13 protein-coding genes and 3 tRNA genes are annotated in these 18,556 nt (G+C 60.1%); 7 read left to right on the top strand and 9 right to left on the bottom strand.

The annotated features are described in order from the left end of the window. Positions 1-7 precede the first annotated feature (7 nt). The 3 genes from ACTNBY_RS01310 to dinD all read left to right on the top strand — a co-directional run bounded on the left by ACTNBY_RS01310 (position 8) and on the right by dinD (position 3,883). Positions 8-1,012: a GGGtGRT protein gene (locus ACTNBY_RS01310; RefSeq protein WP_154518278.1), complete on the top strand. Its 1,005-nt coding sequence runs from the start codon at positions 8-10 to the stop codon at positions 1,010-1,012. Positions 1,013-1,268: 256 nt separating this feature from the next. Beyond that, entirely contained in the window at positions 1,269-2,795 is a 1,527-nt protein-coding gene (locus tag ACTNBY_RS01305) for an FAD-dependent oxidoreductase (RefSeq protein ID WP_441063074.1), read from the top strand. Between the two features lie 161 nt (positions 2,796-2,956). After that, a complete protein-coding gene (gene dinD / locus ACTNBY_RS01300) occupies positions 2,957-3,883 on the top strand; it encodes a DNA damage-inducible protein D (RefSeq protein WP_441063073.1) in 927 nt (308 codons plus the stop codon). A 193-nt stretch (positions 3,884-4,076) separates the two neighbouring features. On the opposite strand, the gene ACTNBY_RS01295 is transcribed toward dinD, so the two are convergent. From ACTNBY_RS01295 to ACTNBY_RS01285, 3 genes are all read right to left on the bottom strand, one after another. Then, positions 4,077-4,152, bottom strand: a tRNA-Lys gene (locus ACTNBY_RS01295). Between the two features lie 43 nt (positions 4,153-4,195). Then, positions 4,196-4,271: transfer RNA gene (locus tag ACTNBY_RS01290), tRNA-Lys, on the bottom strand. 22 nt (positions 4,272-4,293) lie between these two features. Next, positions 4,294-4,370: transfer RNA gene (locus tag ACTNBY_RS01285), tRNA-His, on the bottom strand. 165 nt (positions 4,371-4,535) lie between these two features. Here ACTNBY_RS01285 and ACTNBY_RS01280 point away from each other — a divergent pair. Together ACTNBY_RS01280 and ACTNBY_RS01275 are read left to right on the top strand one after the other, a co-directional pair. After that, the gene (locus ACTNBY_RS01280; protein WP_441063072.1) at positions 4,536-5,717 is read left to right on the top strand and encodes a pyridoxal phosphate-dependent aminotransferase; all 1,182 of its coding nucleotides are present in this window, start codon (positions 4,536-4,538) and stop codon (positions 5,715-5,717) included. Positions 5,718-5,857: 140 nt separating this feature from the next. Further along, on the top strand, positions 5,858-6,748 hold the full coding sequence (locus ACTNBY_RS01275) for an ROK family protein (RefSeq protein ID WP_441063071.1): 891 nt from the start codon (positions 5,858-5,860) through the stop codon (positions 6,746-6,748). Between the two features lie 113 nt (positions 6,749-6,861). On the opposite strand, the gene ACTNBY_RS01270 is transcribed toward ACTNBY_RS01275, so the two are convergent. The 4 genes from ACTNBY_RS01270 to argS form a co-directional block, all read right to left on the bottom strand. After that, complete coding sequence (locus ACTNBY_RS01270) at positions 6,862-7,311, bottom strand: VanZ family protein (RefSeq protein WP_441063070.1); 450 nt, start codon at positions 7,309-7,311, stop codon at positions 6,862-6,864. Between the two features lie 6 nt (positions 7,312-7,317). Continuing rightward, positions 7,318-8,766: a hypothetical protein gene (locus ACTNBY_RS01265; RefSeq protein ID WP_441063069.1), complete on the bottom strand. Its 1,449-nt coding sequence runs from the start codon at positions 8,764-8,766 to the stop codon at positions 7,318-7,320. A gap of 312 nt (positions 8,767-9,078) precedes the next feature. Continuing rightward, entirely contained in the window at positions 9,079-11,457 is a 2,379-nt protein-coding gene (gene rho / locus ACTNBY_RS01260) for a transcription termination factor Rho (protein WP_441063068.1), read from the bottom strand. 980 nt (positions 11,458-12,437) lie between these two features. Then, complete coding sequence (argS, locus tag ACTNBY_RS01255; protein ID WP_441063067.1) at positions 12,438-14,291, bottom strand: arginine--tRNA ligase; 1,854 nt, start codon at positions 14,289-14,291, stop codon at positions 12,438-12,440. 342 nt (positions 14,292-14,633) lie between these two features. Here argS and ACTNBY_RS01250 point away from each other — a divergent pair, with 342 nt between their 5' ends. Beyond that, positions 14,634-15,119, top strand: a complete 486-nt coding sequence (locus ACTNBY_RS01250) for a CarD family transcriptional regulator (RefSeq protein ID WP_427727935.1) — start codon at positions 14,634-14,636, stop codon at positions 15,117-15,119. A 355-nt stretch (positions 15,120-15,474) separates the two neighbouring features. Continuing rightward, positions 15,475-16,233, top strand: a complete 759-nt coding sequence (locus tag ACTNBY_RS01245) for a transposase (RefSeq protein ID WP_441063066.1) — start codon at positions 15,475-15,477, stop codon at positions 16,231-16,233. A gap of 170 nt (positions 16,234-16,403) precedes the next feature. Here the strand turns inward: ACTNBY_RS01245 and ACTNBY_RS01240 are convergent, their stop codons facing one another. Continuing rightward, positions 16,404-17,003 carry an HD domain-containing protein gene (locus ACTNBY_RS01240; protein ID WP_441063065.1) on the bottom strand — a complete coding sequence of 200 codons (600 nt, stop codon included), beginning with the start codon at positions 17,001-17,003 and terminating at the stop codon, positions 16,404-16,406. 171 nt (positions 17,004-17,174) lie between these two features. Then, on the bottom strand, positions 17,175-18,461 hold the full coding sequence (locus tag ACTNBY_RS01235) for a glutamate-5-semialdehyde dehydrogenase (RefSeq protein ID WP_441063064.1): 1,287 nt from the start codon (positions 18,459-18,461) through the stop codon (positions 17,175-17,177). Between the last annotated feature and the right edge of the window lie 95 nt (positions 18,462-18,556).

Below are 18,556 nucleotides of genomic sequence, written 5' to 3'. Positions count from 1 at the left end.
AATAACTATGACTGTTACGTTCGAAGGTTACGAGCGCCGCGCTGACAAGATCAACAAGTGCCTCGCCGACAACGGCATCGCCTCCCTCGAGGAAGCTCTGCAGATCTGCACCGACAAGGGCTTCAACCCGCGTGAGATCGTCAACAACACCCAGTCCATCGCCTTCCAGAACGCCGAGTGGGCCTACACCCTCGGCTGCGCTCTCGCTGTCAAGCGTGGCGCCAAGAACGCTTCTGAGGCTGCCGCCATCATCGGCGAGGGCATCCAGGCCTTCACCGTTCCCGGCTCCGTCGCCGAGGACCGCAAGGTCGGTCTGGGCCACGGCAACCTGGGCGCTATGCTGCTCTCCGACGACACCGAGTGCTTCGCCTTCCTGGCCGGCCACGAGTCCTTCGCTGCCGCTGAGGGCGCTATCGGCCTGGCTCTGAACGCCAACAAGGCTCGTAAGAAGCCGCTGCGCGTTATCCTCAACGGTCTGGGCAAGGACGCCGCCCAGATCATCGCCCGCATCAACGGCTTCACCTACGTGAAGACCCAGTTCGACTACTACACGGGCGAGCTCAAGGTCGTCGAGACCATCCCCTACTCCGATGGTCCCCGTGCTGCCGTTAACTGCTACGGCTCCGACGACGTCCGTGAGGGCGTTGCCATCATGTGGCACGAGAACGTCGACATCTCGATCACCGGCAACTCCACCAACCCCACGCGCTTCCAGCACCCCGTCGCTGGCACCTACAAGAAGGAGCGCATCGAGGCTGGCAAGAAGTACTTCTCCGTCGCCTCTGGTGGCGGCACTGGCCGTACCCTGCACCCGGACAACATGGGCGCCGGCCCTGCCTCTTACGGCATGACCGACACCATGGGCCGTATGCACTCCGACGCCCAGTTCGCTGGTTCCTCCTCCGTGCCTGCGCACGTCGACATGATGGGTCTCATCGGCATGGGCAACAACCCCATGGTCGGTGCCACCGTCGCCTGTGCTGTCGCCGTCGAGGAGGCCCTCAAGGCCTAATCGCGCCCGCGCGATGCTCATATAGTTGAGCTTTGGAGCCGCTATCCACCCGGGTAGCGGCTCTTTTTGTTTGCACTGCCGCAGGGTTGCTAATGCCGATATATCAGTTGGGACGAAATACGAGATGTGATGAGATGGAGCGTCAGAGCGTCCATAACGCCCATCTGCCATATTTGCCCTTTACCGATTTACCGAGTCTTTTCGGCATCATTGCCGATCACCCATGCGAAAATGCGCCGGACGAGAAAGGAATCCGATGGAATCGACTGATGTACTGGTAATAGGATCTGGCATTGCGGGCCTTTGTGCTGCCATAGAAGCGGCGCGCGCGGGAGCGACTGTTGCCGTCGCAAGCGCCGGCAAGACCATGAGCGGATCGAGCTTTTTCCCGGGCACCTGGGGCCTAGGTCTCATCGGTCCCGTTAACGAAGACGACGAACAGGATCTCATCGACACCATCCAAGCCGTCGGCGGCGGTGTCGCCGACCCTACGCTCGTCCAGACGTTCGTCCACGGTATTCCCCAGGCCATCCAATGGCTCGAGCAGGATCTAGGTGTTGAGCTCCAGCGTCCGCAAAGCGCCGAGAGCGCCCAGCAAAAGCAATTTATCCCCTGCTTTGACCATAAGACACGCATATGGCGCGGCCTCACCCGCAAGCCCCTTGAGGACGCGTGTACGGCCCAGATCAAGTCTCTCGGCATTCACCTGCTCCCCCGCCACGAGCTAATCGACCTTGTTGAGGACACGACCGGAAAGATTATCGGCGCCGTACTCTACGACCGCACAAACGGGCATCTCGTGCCTATGGCAGCCAAGGCCACCGTCATCGCAGCCGGTGGCACGGGTGGCCTGTTCGAGCGAAGCCTCACTTCCGCCGACGTGCTCAGCTCCTCGCAGTCCATCGCGCTGGCACACGGCGCAACGCTCACTAATATAGAGTTCATGCAGATGATGCCGGGCTTCATCGAGCCCAAGCGCAACCTTGTCTTTAACGAGAAGACCTGGCGCTACGTACATGTAGACCAGCCGGTCGATATCGCCGACGACAAGCTGGACGATCTACTTGAGCAACGCTCCGGATATGGTCCCTTCACCTCGCGCTTGGCCTCCCGCGCCATCGATCTTGCCATCGATCAAGCGGGTACCGAAGGTCTGGCGCTCCACTACGATTTCCCCCGCGAGGACGTCCCGGAGTTTGTGCAGACCTTTGCCACCTGGCTACAAGACGAGCACGGCATCGCGCCGACCGACGAGATGCGTGTGGCGATGTATGCCCACGCCGCCAATGGCGGCATCAAAATCGACAAGACCGCATACACGGGCGTTGAGGGCCTCTATGCCTGCGGCGAGGCGACAGGCGGCATGCACGGGGCCGATCGCATTGGTGGCCTGTCAAGCGCCAACGGCATCGTGTTTGGGCGCATCGCGGGCGCCTCGGCAGCCCAAGCAGCACAGAATGCACCTGAGGTGGCCCCAAAGGCGGATGTCGCGCTCCCCCAGCATGGCATTGCCACAACAGACGCCGAGCGCCTGACCCGCGGCCTTAAGCACACGATGAGTACCTATTGCATGATCAACCGCACCGAAGGGGGCCTATCCAAGGCACTACACGAGCTTGAGGGCTTGAAGACGGAGGCAACGACCTTGAGCACACAGAAAGCCCAGGACAGCGAAATCGCTGCCCTCGCCCGCCTGCAATCGCAGATTCAACTAGCACAGGAAATGGCCAAAGCCATGCGCAAACGGACCGAAAGCCTCGGATCGCACTATCGAGCGGACTAAACTGGACACCCATCTAAAGCAGAACACAACTAATCGATATCTATGGGCCCCGTGAGCTCGAGGTGGCACGGGGTCCATTCGTGTCCGCACGGCAGCGTATCCTTATTCTGAATACAGAGCAGGCAAAGCCCGCACAGACAATAGACCAGCGGGGAGGAGATATGGACAGTCGTGATATCGAGAAGTGGCGTGTCAAACTTGATAGCTACGTCAATGTGGAAGACGGCGTTGAGTATTGGCTCGCACGCGATTTAATGGAACCCATGGGGTACACTCGATGGGAGAACTTCGCCGAAGTTGTTAAGAGGGCAAAAGTCTCGTGCGAAACAAACAAAACTCCAGTTGATTCCCATTTTCGTGATACCACGAAAATGGTAACAGCCGGTGTCGCCGCTCGCGCGGTTAAAGACTACAAACTTACTCGCTATGCATGCTATTTAATCGCACAGAACGGAGATTCAAACAAGCCAGAGATCGCGCTCGCCCAGGCATACTTTGCCGTGCAGACGCGCCGCCAAGAGCTCATAGAACAGCGCTTCGCAGAGATTCAGCGCTTGCAGGCGCGCCACTCGCTATCCGATTCAGAGAAACAGCTCTCGGGTATTGCGTTCAAACGCGGCGTGGACTCCAAAGGATTCGCGATCATCAAGTCGAAGGGCGATGAAGCGTTATTCGGCGGCAGAAGCACGGCGGAAATGAAGCAGCAGCTCGGCGTACCCAAGAGCGCGGCATTGGCGGACAGATTAGCCGATGTCCTCATCAAAGCAAAGGACCTTACGAACTCGATGACGGCCTTCAACGCCGAGGAACACGACCTGTACGGTCTGGACCAGATCAAGGAAGAGCACGTCGAGAACAACACAAGCGTGCGTGGTAGCCTCATCGACCGTGGAATTGTCCCCGAGAATCTACCGCCTGCCGAGGATACAAAGAAGCTCGAACGTCGCGTGAAAGCAGACGAGAAAAACTCAAGGAGGGCACAGACGGATTCACCGACCCCCAGGGCAGGCTCGACTTGTAAAGCGTCTGCGCCCTTTCGGGTTCGACCCCATGCAAGGTCAACAAAAAAGACGGCCAACTTTCGCTGACCGTCTTAACATGCTTTGGTGGGCCGTCAGGGGGTCAGCCTGCTGCGCAGGCGGCCGCTGCGGCGCTTCGCGCCTTGCGCGCTGCGCTGGCAAACGCTTACGCGTTTCCTCAGCTCCGCGCCCTTTCGGGTTCGACCCCATGCGAGGTCAACAAAAAAGACGGCCAACTTTCGCTGACCGTCTTAACATGCTTTGGTGGGCCGTCAGGGGGTCGAACCCTGGACCTTGGGATTAAGAGTCCCCTGCTCTACCAACTGAGCTAACGACCCAAAGCTAAAGTCCGTAGTAGCGGACTTTAGAGGAGATATCGTGTGGTGGGCCGTCAGGGGGTCGAACCCTGGACCTTGGGATTAAGAGTCCCCTGCTCTACCAACTGAGCTAACGACCCGATATCAACACGAAGCAAGAACTGGGGTGGGTAAAGGGACTCGAACCCTCGACCTACGGGACCACAACCCGTCGCTCTAGCCAACTGAGCTACACCCACCGTGTCCTGTGCGCTTCGCGCTCGACTATTATTGCAAGGAACGCCACGCGACGCAAGCCCCAATTTTCAAGAATTTTGAAAAGAGTTTTTCGGATCCATTTCGAGCAAATCCCACCGGTTCCATAGGAGTAAACTTGCCCCACCCCGATGTTCGAAAGGACAAGTATGAAAGAACTCTCCAATCGCACGGCAACGTTTACCGATTCGGTCATCCGCCGCATGACGCGCATCTCCAATAAGTACGACGCCGTCAACCTCTCGCAGGGCTTCCCCGACTTTGATCCCCCGGCGCAGCTGCTCAAGAGCCTGAGCACCATCGCCAGCGACCCCAAGCCGCTCTACCATCAGTACTCCATCACCTGGGGCTCCCAGGCCATGCGCGAGGCGCTTGCCGCCAAGCAGGAGCACTTTATGGGCATGCCGATCAACCCCAATGAGAACATCGTGATCACCTGCGGCTCCACCGAGGCAATGATGGCCGCCATGATGACGGTCACCAACCCCGGCGACAAAGTCGTCATCTTCTCGCCGTTCTACGAGAACTACGGCGCCGACACCATCCTCTCGGGTGCCGAGCCCATCTACGTGCCGCTCAACCCGCCCGCTTTCGACTTTGACCGTGAGGTACTCGAGGCTGCCTTCCGCGACAACGACCCCAAGGCCATCGTCCTGTGCAACCCTTCCAACCCCTGCGGCAAGGTCTTTACGCGCGAGGAGCTCACCTTTATCGCCGACCTGTGCAAAAAGTACGACGCGTACTGCATCACCGACGAAGTCTACGAGCACATCGTCTATGCGCCCCACGAGCACGTCTATATGGCCACGTTGCCTGGCATGTTCGAGCGCACTATCAGCTGCAGCTCGCTGTCCAAGACGTACTCCATCACCGGCTGGCGTCTGGGTTACACCATCGCCCCGGCCCAGATTACCGAGCGTATCAAGAAGGTCCACGACTTCCTCACCGTGGGTGCCGCCGCTCCCCTGCAGGAGGCCGTCGTCACCGCGCTCAACTTCGACGACAGCTATTACCAGGAGGTTCTCGACCTCTATACCGCCAAGCGCGATCTGTTCTGTCAGGGGCTCGATAGCATTGGTCTTGAGCATAACGTGCCGCAGGGCGCCTACTACGTCATGATGGACATCTCTGAGTTTGGCTATGACAGCGACCTCGACTTCTGCGAGGACCTCGCGTCTAAGGTGGGCGTGGGCGCCGTGCCCGGCTCGAGCTTCTTCCGTGAGCCCGTCAACCATCTGATTCGCCTCCACTTTGCCAAGCGAGACGAGACGCTTAACGCGGCACTGGAGAACCTCAAGTCGCTACGCGATAAAATCAAGCCGCGCGGGTAAGGACGGCCCGGCAACTAAAGCACCCAAAGAAGCCCCGCACCGCACGCGCGTTGTGGGGCTTCTTTTTATAGCGCTTTCTTAATTTGTTTAAAGCGCTATACTTTAGTCACCGAACAACTCATCCCGGGGGGAGGAATACTATGGCAGAGCAGCAGCTTATCGGAGCGCTCGAGGCCGGCGGCACCAAGATGGTCTGTGCCACGGGCTATGCAGACGGTACGGTTCTGGAGCGTGAGCAGATCGCAACCACGACCCCGCAGGAGACCGTTGAGGCCGTCAACGCATGGTTTGCAAACAAGGGCATCGCCGCGCTGGGCATCGGCGCCTTTGGCCCCACCGCAGTCAACCCTGCCTCGCCCCAATACGGCAAGATCTTGGAGACGCCCAAGACGGCATGGCGCTACTTTGACCTGCTGGGCACCATCCAAAACGAGCTCAATATTCCCTGTGGCTACGACACCGACGTCAACGTCGCCTGCCTGGGCGAGGTCACCTTTGGCTGCGCCCAGGGCCTCACCGACGTGGCGTATCTGACCATCGGCACCGGTGTGGGCGCCGGCGTGCTCTCGGGCGGCCAGCTCGTACACGGCATGATGCATCCCGAGGCAGGGCACATCCTGGTCACGCGCGATCCGCGCGACACCATCGGCGAGCACAGCGGCTGCCCCTTCCACGACAACTGCCTCGAGGGCCTCATCGCAGGCCCCGGCATTAAAAAGCGCTGGGATGGCAAAAGCGCCGGAGACATGGCCGATGACCCGGAGGCCATGGACCTGCTCGCAGGCTACCTGGCACAGGCGCTCATGACCTACACGCTGTGCTATGCGCCGCAAAAGATCATCATCGGCGGCGGCGTGGCCGACCACACCCCCATCGTGCCGCTCGCCCGCAAAAAGTGCGCCGAGATGCTCAACGACTATATCGTCACGCCCGAGGTCAACAACATCGATACCTACATTGTCAACAACAGCCTCGATGGTAAGCAGGGCATCATGGGCTGTCTGGCCCTTGGCGCACAGGCGCTCCAGTAAAGGGTGCACCAACGACACACGGTATTACCGGGCCCGTATAACGCGCAGACAACGCTATCGCGCCCTGCAGGGCCCCCAAACGCACAAGGCCGCCTAGGACCAAGCAAAACGTCCTAGGCGGCCTTTCTGGTGCATACAAGCGATCGGAGGAGATATCGGAGCACGACGCCGGTAGCTGCTCCGCAGCAGTCAATCATCACGTCGGTGATCATACCGGCGCGCCCCGGCACAAATAACTGAATCGTCTCGTCGATTGAGGGGACCAGCAACAGAAAAACCGCCGTGGGAAGCAGTCTGTCAAAAGTGCGTCGACCCTCGATATCAAAGGCATGTGTCACCAAAACACCGAGCACCATATACTCGGTAAAGTGTGCGCACTTGCGGACGACAAAGTTGGTTACCCATTCATACGGCAGGCTCAAGCTATGCAAAAACCCGCGGACGTCCTCCATGATCGCCAAGCTCAGTGAGCCGGACCCCGTGCCGGGAACCAGTGAATTGCCCCAGATCAGCAACACCATGACGCAGGCCGCAACCGCCCACTTACGATCGATCTTAATCATGCAGAACTAGGCCTCGGCACGAAGCGGCGTAAAACTGGCGGTACCGCCCTCGATAACACTCAAATAGGCACGGCCCGTACGCTTGGCGGTAGAGGACTGCAGGCGCTCGATCTCTTCCTCAAGGATCTGATTGACACGCTCATGGCGACGGTTTTCCATAACGCCGGCGGCGATAGCCTCGGCGCGCTCGATACTCTCGCGCGAGATACGCGCGGTATCCTCGGGAAACACGGAGCTGTGGCGGCCGACATAGACGGGAGCAACCGAGACAGGTGAGGCTGCAGGCGTGGGCATCGGCGCGGGGGCGGGCTCGGCAACCTCGGCCATGATCGCCATGGCGGCGGCCCACATGTCCTCGTGGCCCGAATAATCGGCCATGGGGATATCTTCCTCGAGGGAGGCATCGGGGAGACTGTCGGTATCCACGCGATTCTGGGCATCGATAGAGGCAGTGATGGCGGCGGGCTCGTCCAAATCGGTGAGATCCACACCCTTGGCATCGGAAATGATGGGCATGCTGGCGAGCTTGGCGTTGTACGGCACCGCCTCCGCGGCCTGCATTTGGGCCGAAGCGCCCCAAAGCGAGCTTTCGGCAGCACGACGAGCGGCGATGGTCTCCTCGTCGACAACCAGGGGCTCATCGGCAAAGGGGCCGGCGACAGGAGCCGGCTGAGCCGCGCCCTGCTGGCCGGTCGAAGCGGCCGCCGCGGCAGAGTCGTACGCAGCCGAAGAAGCACCGTTACAGGCGGCATTGTTGGCAGCGTTGGCCACAAGCGCCACGAAAGCTGCAGTGCTGCCCGCAGGGGCGGCATGAGAGCCCGAGACGGCACGTGCGGCAGCAGCGATGTCGTCGCGGTTATAGGAGCCAGTCTTTTCACCGTTTGTGAGCTCGTCGATTGCGACCTGGTAGACATCGCGCGAGCGAGCGGGATCGCAGCTAACCGGCGAATCGTCGTCGAGCATGCTATCGATCATAGCCCAGGCATCGGCCTCGTCCATGGCGTTGGCGGCACGGGCGATGGTCGGAACGCCATCATCGGCATGACGGCGCTGAAACGCGCCGGTCAGACCGGAGATAAGCGAAGAGGATTGACCCTGCTCGTCCAAAGTGACAGGAGCAGCAGCCCGGGGAGCAGCCTCCTCCTGCTGAACGGGAATAGAGGCGGTCTTGAACTCGTTGTAGGTCCGACTAAACTGAGCGGCGCCGCCCACGGCATCGGGCTCAAACAGGCGGCCATCGTGCTCCGCACGATACTCAGAGATACCCAGCGAGGCGGCATAGATACCCACGCCGGCCACTGCGCCCACGGCAAAGGGAACAGCACCCGCGACGACCGTCTCGTTGATTGACGAAAACGGCAGTGTAGCGGCATACACGACCACGGGTGCGGCAAGGCCGATCCCGCAGGAAAGTCCGGCAAGGACTGCTCGTTGTGTTGCATCAGAAGAAGCCATGAGCTCTCCCCATCTTCCAGCACCCAAATCGCATCATTCAGTTGGCTGCGCGAGAGAAGATGAAGCGGGGCTATGCCCCAAAGCAACGGTATAAGGTTCGTTTCATCTGCGTTTTCCGTCGCGAAGCTTAACTGCTATTATGCGAAACCCCCTTGGGGATTGCAAGCGACGAAGCGGAATTGAAACGGGAAAATCGCTGCTTGCCGGTCGTGAGGTCAATAATCGTTGGCGAGCGGCTATACGAAAAGGGCCAGGATCTAAACCCCGGCCCTTCTGGCATGTCTATGGTTGCTGTCGCGTGCAGCGGACGGACTAGAACATCTGCTCGTAATCGCTGTGCTTTTTGGCCGAACGCACCAAAAATTCCTGGTTGGTATTAGTGCCCTTAAGGCCCTTGATAAACGACGCTGCCGCGCGCTCGGTGTTGTTCATGCCGGCGAGGATGCGACGCAGGCCAAAGACAAACGGGCGCATTTGCTCGTCGACCAGCAGGTCTTCGTTGCGCGTGCCCGAGGCAACGGGGTCGATGGCCGGGAAGATGCGGCGGTCGGCCAGATCGCGATCGAGCTTGAGCTCCATGTTGCCGGTGCCCTTGAACTCCTCAAAGATGACCTCGTCCATCTTGGAGCCGGTATCGATAAGGGCGGAAGCAAGGATGGTGAGTGAGCCGCCGTTTTCGATATTGCGGGCAGCACCCAGGAAGCGTTTAGGCGGATACAGGGCCGCCGAATCGACGCCGCCCGAAAGGATGCGGCCCGAGGCGGGCGCCGCCAGGTTGTACGCACGGGCAAGACGCGTGATGGAGTCGAGCACCACCACGACGTCGCCGCCCAGCTCCACGATGCGCTTGGCGCGCTCGATGACGAGCTCGGCCACGCGGGTATGGTTGTCGGCGGGCATATCGAAGGTGGAGGCCACGACCTCACCCTCAATGGAGCGCTGCATATCGGTGACCTCTTCGGGGCGCTCGTCGACGAGCAGGCAGATGAGGTGCACTTCGGGATTGTTGATCGAGATAGACTGGCAGATCTTCTTGAGAATCGTGGTCTTACCGGCCTTGGGCGGCGACACGATCAGGCCACGCTGGCCCTTGCCGATCGGCGACACGATATCGATGGCGCGACCGGTAATGGAATCCTTGCCATGCTCCATGCGCAGCGGCTCATTGGGGTAGACCGGCGTGAGATCGCCGAACTTGGGGCGGTTACGGGCCTGCTCAGGATCAAGACCGTTGACGGTCGTAATTTTGGCGAGACCGGCACGCTTGTCGCCGCCGCGCGAGGGGCGAAGCGAACCCTCGATCACGTCGCCCGTGCGCAGACGCGCGGAGCGGATGAGGTAGGCGGGCACGAAGGCGTCGTCATTGGACTTCATGTAGCCGTGGGCATGGATGATGCCGGAGCTGTCCGGGCGAATCTGCAGGATGCCCTTAATATCGCGGAAGCCCTCGGCCTTCGCGGCTGTGGTGTAGATCTCTTCGACGAGCTCGGCCTTCTTCTTGCCGGTCGTCTCGATCTCGAACTCCTTGGCCTTCTCGCGCAGCTCGGCGACCTTCATGGCCGCGAGCTCCTCGCGCGAAAGCGTGGGCTCGGTCGGAGCTGCGTTACGCTCCTTGTTGCGCTGTTTGCGGTCGCGCTGACGGCTGCGGCGGTCGTTGTTGCGATCATCCTTGCGCTCGCTGCGCTCATCGTTACGCTTGTGCTGACGGCGGTTGGGGCGGGAACCCTCTTCGGCCTCAGCGCTCTCGACGGCAGGCGTCGTGGGCGCATCGGCGGTCACCGGGGTCTCGCCGTCCGACTTAGCGTCGGACTCGGGCTGTTGCTCAGCATCCCCCTGCTGTTCGGCAGACTTGGTCTTGGAAGATTTCTTGCGCGTGCGCTTGGGCTTCTCGCCTGCCGACCGATCGGCGCCCTCCGTCTCGGGAGTCGTGTCGACACTCGCCTCGGTAGACTCAGCTACCGAAGATTCGGCGCCGGACTTCGCCTCTGCCTTAGCTGGGCGTTTGGCTACGGTGTGACGGCTGCGCCCGGGACGAACGTCGGCAGACTCGGCAGCGGCAGAAACAGCGACCTCAGGAACATCAGCGCCCTCGGCCGAAACCACGGCAGCCGCTGTAGGCTCGACGAACGCCGGGGCATCTTGGACAGAAGCCGCGGCAGCGGCCGCCTTCTCCGCCTCGACAAATGCCTTGGGCTTGCGGCCGCGGCGATGCGGGCGCAAAGCAGGATCGACGACAAATGCACCGCCGGCCTCGGCAGGCACGACAGACTCAGCAGAGGAAGCGTCCTCCTCCGCCGCAGAGCGAACCGGGGTCTCGGCGGCATCGGACGAAGCCTGCTCGGCAGCCTGCTGGACCTTGGCCGCCGTGCGACGGCGCGTGCGCGGAGCCGGCTTTTCTGCTACCTGCTCGGGAGCCGGAGCCGAAGGCGCCTCGGGGGCGGACGAAGCCGCGAGTTCGGTCAGAGCCGCAGCATCGCGCTCGGCGGCACGACGGCGAGCACGAACAACCTGGGCTTCGCTGATCTGCGCAAGCGCGCGGGCCTGCGCAACCTCATCTGAAAGCGGCGCCGAAACCTCGGCGGAAACCGGACGCTTGGCACGCGTCGTGCGCGTGGTGCGGCGTTTGGGCTTTGCAGCCTCATCGTCATCCGCAGCGGGCTTGGCCACACGACGCGTGCGCTTGGGCTTCACGGGCGCAGCCTCCTCCCCGGTAGCAGGTGCGACGGGAACAGGGTTCTCACTCGAAGCCGAGGCAGCGTTCTGGTGTGTCTCGGGGACCGACGCCTGCGACGGTGCGGGTTTCGCGATCTGGTCCAACGCAACCGGTGCAGTGGGAGTGGTTTGTGCCGTGCTTATTTCATTTTCTTGCTGTTGATCAGACACAGTGTTTGCTCAACTTTCTTTTAAAGCCCTGTGATCACATGCTCCCTGCATAAACCTTCAGGGCGGCTAAACAGTCTAGCTCCGTTCAAAACACAACGGACATCATTGATCTGTATCGAGATGATTACGTCAAATACGCAGCGTTAGTGTAACACAACCGCCACCACCTGCAACTTAGTCATTGGACGTTCTTATACAACTGGTCAAAAGGGACACTCTCCCTCAAAAGCGCTTCCTCTGTCGCACCAGAGGAGTGAAGCCGTGGCATCCGGAACAGCCGCGCCACGAAACGCGCCTATCTACTACGTTTGACCCGCGACCCCTGACCATCCCCTCGATCTTCCTAAAATCGCAAGCCCGCTACCTGCGGTTTTAATATCGTACTTTTCGGCATGGTTCGGGGTATGCGACTAAACGTAGTAGATAAGCCCGTTTCGTGGCGGACGGTTTCGCACTGCTCTCCCACCGGACAAAAATGATCCGTTTTCCTCCGTCCCCAAGGGGTCGTTTTCAAAACGATCGCGGATTACGGTGCAAGAACGGCGTAAGCCAACCATACCCTGCATTTTTAATATTCGGCAAGCCGTCTACCTGCGATTTTATTTTCGCTGCTGTTGCTATGGTCGCCAGGCAGCGATTCAGCCCCGTAAACCGGTATAGTTGCGTTTTTGTAGCATTTTCCAACACGCCAAAAAGCCCCGCCAAACGCAAAAAGCCCGACCTCCGCATGGAGATCGGGCTTATAGGGCTCAGCAAAGCCAAACCTACACGGTCAAACGACCCGTAGATTACATCTGCTCGGGTGCAGAAACGCCAACCAGAGTGAGCACCAGGGCGAGCGTCACGCGGACGGCGTCGCAAGCGGCCAGACGGGCGCGCGAAAGCTCGGGATCGACGGGACGGCCCTCGCTCGGAAGCACCTGGCAGGCAGCATAGAAGCTGTGGAAGTCGCCGGCGAGCTCCTCGGCAAAGTGCGTCAGACGGAACGGGGCGCGGTCGCGAGCGCAGCTGGCGATGAGGTCGGTGAGCTCGTTGAGCTTACGCGACAGGGCAAGCTCGGTGGGGTCGGTCAGCAGCGAGTAATCGACGTTCTCGCCGATGGCCTTGGCGGCGACGGCCTTCATGCCCATCTCGTCAGCCTGCTCGGGCGTAACGTCAGCGGCACGGCGCAGAATGGAGCACACACGAGCGTGAGCGTACTGCACGTAGTAGACCGGGTTGGAGTTATCACGCTTCTTAACGGCCTCGATATCGAAGTCGACCATCTGGTTGGAGCTCTTGGAGATGAGCGTGTAACGGGCGGCGTCGGAACCGACCTCGTCGACAAGCTCCTGCAGGGTCACCATGGTGCCCTTGCGCTTGGACATACGGACGGGCTTGCCGTTGCGCAGCAGGTTGACGAGCTGGCCCAGCAGAACCTCGAACTTGCCGGGATAGCCAAGAGCGTCGCAGACACAGCGGACGCGGTCGATGTAGCCATGGTGGTCGGCGCCCCAGATGTCGATGACGTGGTCGACGCGCTGGAACTTATCCCAGTGATAGGCGACGTCGGAGGCGAAGTAGGTGTACTCGCCGTCGGACTTGATCAGGACGCGGTCCTTGTCGTCGCCCAGGTCGGTGGAGCGGAACCACAGAGCGCCGTCCTTGGTGTAGAGGTAGCCCATCTTGTCGAGCTTCTCAAAAGCGCGGTCGACGGCGGAGGTGCCGGCGGTCTCGCCCTCGGTGTCCTTCACATACAGTGAGCGCTCGGAGAACCAACGATCGAAGTCGCAGTTGACGGCGTGGCAAAGGTCGCGCATGTTGTCGACCATCTTTACGTAGCCGCGCTCGCGGAAGCTCTCCATGCGCTCCTGCGGATCGGCGTCGACCCACTTGTCACCGTCGGTGCGCCAGAACTCGGCGGCCTCGTCGATGATGTAGTCGCCGCCGTAGGAATCCTTGCCCAGAGTCTCGGCAAAGTTGTCCTGATACGGATGGGTCTCGGGATGCTCGTCGTTCTCGTCGGCAACAAAGGCATCGCGGTCGGCAATCAGCAGCTTGTGAGCCTCGTCGATATCCACGCCCTGCTTGGCGATGATGTCGGCAAGCTGCATATAGCGTGTGCTGATGGAGTTGCCGAAGGTGTTCATCTGAGAGCCGTGGTCGTTGATATAGAACTCACGCTGGATATCGTAACCGGCATGGTCCATAACACGGCAGAGGGAGTCGCCCAGAGCGGCCCAACGGCCATGGCCAATATGCATGGGGCCGACGGGGTTGGCGGAGACAAACTCGACCTGGGTCTTCAGGCCGCCGCCGACGTTGGACTTAGCGAAGTCCATGCCCTTCTCGCGAGCCTCGTCGAAGATGGCGTTCTTGACGGCGACGGAGAGGTAGAAGTTGATGAAGCCAGGGCCGGCGATCTCGACCTTCTCGATCGCGGGATCCTCGGGCATATGGGCAACGACGGCCTCGGCGATCTTGCGCGGGGCGCAGTGAGCCAGCTTGGCGGACTTCAGGGCCATGGTGGAGGTCCACTCGCCATGAGAAGTGTCAGCCGGTCGCTCGATAGCGCAATCGTCAAGTTCAAATGCGGAAAGGTCGCCGGCCTCCTGGGCCGCAGCAAGCGCAGCGCGTACCAGCTCTTCAATCTTCTCGGGCATAGATCCTCCTTGTGTTAAAGCCCCCGAGCTCTTGGTCACTCGTAGGGCAAAAGCCAGAGTTTGCAGCACTCTATCACAAGCGGTAACTACTGTCGCAGGGTAAAGTCAATCGATATTGCATATGCACAAAATTGACTACAGTTGTCGCAAGGCCATTCAAAGATGGCGGTCTGCCTGCTGATTGTGCACCCGCCGAAAATGCATAAACATGTGCATGAGCCGGACAGAGTATCGAATACTCTTACCTATCGGATTTGTGTGCTTTTCCTGCATAAAGTAAGGGTTTGCGCACGTCAGCGTGGTATTCTAGACATACGTAAATTCGTATAAGTTGGAGGTAGCATGTTCTCAATCGGTCAACACGTCATTCATCCGGGTCAGGGAGTCTGCACCGTCGTCGGTTTTAGGGAAGACACACCGCAGCCCATGCTGTTGCTCGAGACCAAGCAGGGACATGCGCAGACGATCCTCATGTACCCCGTGGCGCAGGCCGACCGTCTGCATGCCGCCATCTCCCAGCAAGATGCCGAGCACCTACTGAGCCATTACGACGAGCTGGAGTGCGACACCTTTACCGAGCGCAACAGCTCGCTCGAGGAGACGCACTTTAAGCAGCAGCTCAAGCTGGGTGCGCCCGAGACGGTCCGCGTGGCAAAAACAATGATGCACCGTATTCGCCAGGCCGAGGAAGCAGATAAAAAACCCAGCTCTTACTACATGCGCGTACTCAAGGAAGCCAAGCGCCGCTCCATCGAGGAGATTGCCGTGGCCCTGGGCGTCACCGAGGAAGACGCCGAAGCCCGCCTATCCCAAGCCGCCCTCAACTAACCTGCCAAAAAGGGACAGGTTTATTTTGGCAGGTTTTATCTGGCCAAACGTCAACAAACAATTGGTAAATGGTCGGGTGCTCCGTTTTGTTTGTAAGCCCCGGCCATTTTTCTATCGCCGCGAAAATGCGTGAAGCCCATTTGTGATGACATCACGCGAGGGCCGTCCAGATCGACGCAACCAACGCCCGCATCCACAGCAAGCGCGCCCGTCTTGCTCAATTACCATTAAAAAGCATCAATTTGAAAACGCAATAACATTTCGGCAGGTAGCAGCTATAGTCGGTAAACTGAATCTCGACAACCGAAGCCTCCGAATGAGGTATCTTCAGCCCATCCAAGCTAAAGGAGGGGCCATGCCGAGAAAACCTCGTTCAAAGTCACCAACCGGTTATTTCCACGTCACGTTGCGTGGAAACGGAGGGCAATTGCTGTTTGACGATGCCGAGGACCGAATCGCCATGCTTCAGATCCTCGATGCAATCCTCCCCAAACACAATATCGAGCTTATCGCTTGGTGCCTTATGGGAAACCATATTCATCTGCTCATCGACGACCCGGACGACCGCAAAAGCGACGCGATGCACGCGGTAGCCGTATCGTATGCGGGCAGGTACAATGCGCGGACGGGGCATGTCGGCCACGTGTTTCAGGAGCGGTTTTGGGATTCGCCCATTAAGTCGGAAGCATATTTACTTGAGGCAATTCGATACATTCATCTGAATCCACAAAAAGCAGGACTGGCGGCATACGACGAATATCCCTGGAGCAGCCATCGCGAGTATCTAATGAGTGCCAGGTCACGGCCGCATGTCACCGGCAGCGTTGTCGGCGTTTTATTCCCAACACCTCGCTCATACCTTCAACTCATGGAAAGTGCGCCGTCGCTTCCCTATCGCCCCAGCGCAACAGCCAAGGTTCGCGAGGAAGATCTATGCGAATTTGGCACGGCAATCGTGCAGTGTGTCGCAGAATGTGCTCCGACGGAACTCAAATCTGTCTCCAAGCCACTTCGCAATGAGGCGATTCTCGCGCTTCGAAAACAGGGGCTAACCGTTAAGCAGGTTCAGCTACTGACAGGACTCGGAACATGGATTATCAAGAACGCGTCCTAGCGTCGCGTTTACCGAGTTACGGATACGGCGAAGCGCAGCTGCCTGCCGCGAGGCGCCGCCATTCGCAAGCGCTACCATGTTAAACAGAAAACGCTTCCGCTGAATAACGTCCAACGGAAGCGTCTTCCCAGATAAAACCTACCAAAATAAACCTGTCCCTTTTTGGCAGGTTAGGCCTGGAAGGTGTCGCGGTCGGGCGCGAAGGACTGCATGGCCGCGATGGTGCGGTCGAAAAGCTCGGGGAGCTCCCAGCCCAGCATCTCGGCGCCCTGCGAAATCACGTCGCGCGAGCAGCCGGCGGCAAAGCGCTTGTCCTTGAACTTCTTCTTGAGCGACTTGGTCGTAAAGTCCATGACGCTCTTGCTCGGACGCATGATCACGGCAGCCCCAATCAGGCCGGTAAGTTCGTCGCAGGCAAACAGGATCTTTTCCATCTGCAGCTCGGGCTTGGGCAGCGAGGTGTTGAAGTCCGAGGTATGCGTCTGGATGGCGCGGATGAGCTCGGGCGATGCACCCTCGCCCTTGAGGATCTCGGCCGCATAGATGGTGTGGTTCACGGGGTCGTCCTCATGCTCCTCCCAATCCAAGTCGTGCAGCAGGCCGACGATGCCCCAAAACTCCTCGTTCTCGGGGTCGAACTCGCGCGCAAAGTAGCGCATGGTGCCCTCGACCGTTTCGCCGTGGGTGATGTGGAACGGGTCCTTGTTGTGCTCGTTGAGCAGTTCGAACGCGCGGTCGCGGGTGATTCCGGCGGAAAGCGTCTGGGACATGGCAATACCTCCAGGTGAGTCGGTGCTAGGACACGGTGTCACTATCGTATATCGCCGCGGCTCAAGCCGAAAGGCAGAAATGGCATACGGAGAAAAAAGCCGGGCGAACACGTCGCCCGGCAAAACCGCAGATAAAACCTGCCAAAATAAACCTGTCCCTTTTTGGTAGGTTTAGGGGCGGACCTGGCCGGTGCCGCGGAGCTTGTATTTGTAGGTGGTGAGGGCCTCGGCGGCAAAGGGGCCGCGGGCGTGGAGCTTTTGGGTCGAGATGCCGATCTCGGCGCCCAGGCCAAACTCGCCGCCGTCGGTAAAGCGCGTGCTGGCGTTGGCATACACGGCCGAGGCATCGATCTCATCCAAAAAGCGCTCGCAAGCGTCCGCGTTCTCGGCGATGATAGCCTCGGAATGCATAGTGCCATAGCGGTTGATGTGCGCGATGGCCTCGTCCTCGTTCGCCACGACCTTTACGCTCATCTCGAGCGCGAGGTACTCGCGGCCCCAGTCTTCCTCGGTCGCGGCCACGTAGTCGTCGCCCTCGGCAAGACCGGCGGCGGCGCATGCGGCACACATGGCCTCGTCGCCGTGAATCAGCACGCCGTGGTCGTGCAGCACGGCCACGACCGCCGGCAAAAACGAATCTGCCACGGCGCGGTCCACAAGCAGCGACTCGGCGGCATTGCACACACCCACGCGCTGGGTCTTAGCATTGACGATAATGTTGAGCGCTTTATCAAAGTCGGCAGACTCATGCACGTAGATGTGGCAGTTTCCCGTGCCCGTCTCGATCACCGGCACAAGCGACTCGCGCACGCAGCGCTGAATCAGGCCCGCACCGCCACGCGGAATAAGCACGTCGACGATGCCGCGAAGCTTCATGAGCTCGCCGGTGGCCTCGCGATCGGTGGACTCGATCATCGAGATAGCCTCGCGCGGGAAACCCTTGGCCTCGAGCGCATCGGCCAGCAGTTCGGCAATCATGGCGCACGAGTGATAGGCCAGCGAACCGCCGCGCAGAATGCAGGCGTTGCCGGTGCGGATGCAGATGCCCGCGGCATCGGCCGTCACGTTGGGGCGCGCCTCATAGACCATGGCGACCAGGCCCAGCGGCACGCTCACGCGGGTGAGGTCCACACCACTTGCAAGTACGCGGTGGTCGAGCACGCGGCCGACGGGATCGGGCAGCTCAGCGAGCTTCTCCAGGCCGGCGGCCATGCCCTCGACGCGCTCGGGCGTCAGCAGCAGACGGTCGAGGAGCCCCGCCGAGGTCCCCGCATCGCGCGCAGCGGACATATCGAGCTCGTTGGCGGCGACGATGGAATCGACGCCATCGCGCAGCGCCGCGGCCATGGCGCGCACGGCCTCCTGGCGTTGCTCGTCGCTCGCCGTGGCAAGCGAGGCCGACGCTGCCTTGGCGGCAACGGCAAGATCGTAGACATACGTGGCTATATCGACCGACATGGACGGCCCTTTCTCTTAGTAGTTTGCCAACCATGGTAGCCGATTTGTGCATGCCCTCGCGCATGGCGGTAGAATTGGTCAACCCGAAACACCGC

The organism is Collinsella sp. HCP28S3_E12 (assembly GCF_052065595.1).
GTDB lineage: Bacteria > Actinomycetota > Coriobacteriia > Coriobacteriales > Coriobacteriaceae > Collinsella.
This window is presented reverse-complemented; position numbering and strand designations above follow the sequence as displayed.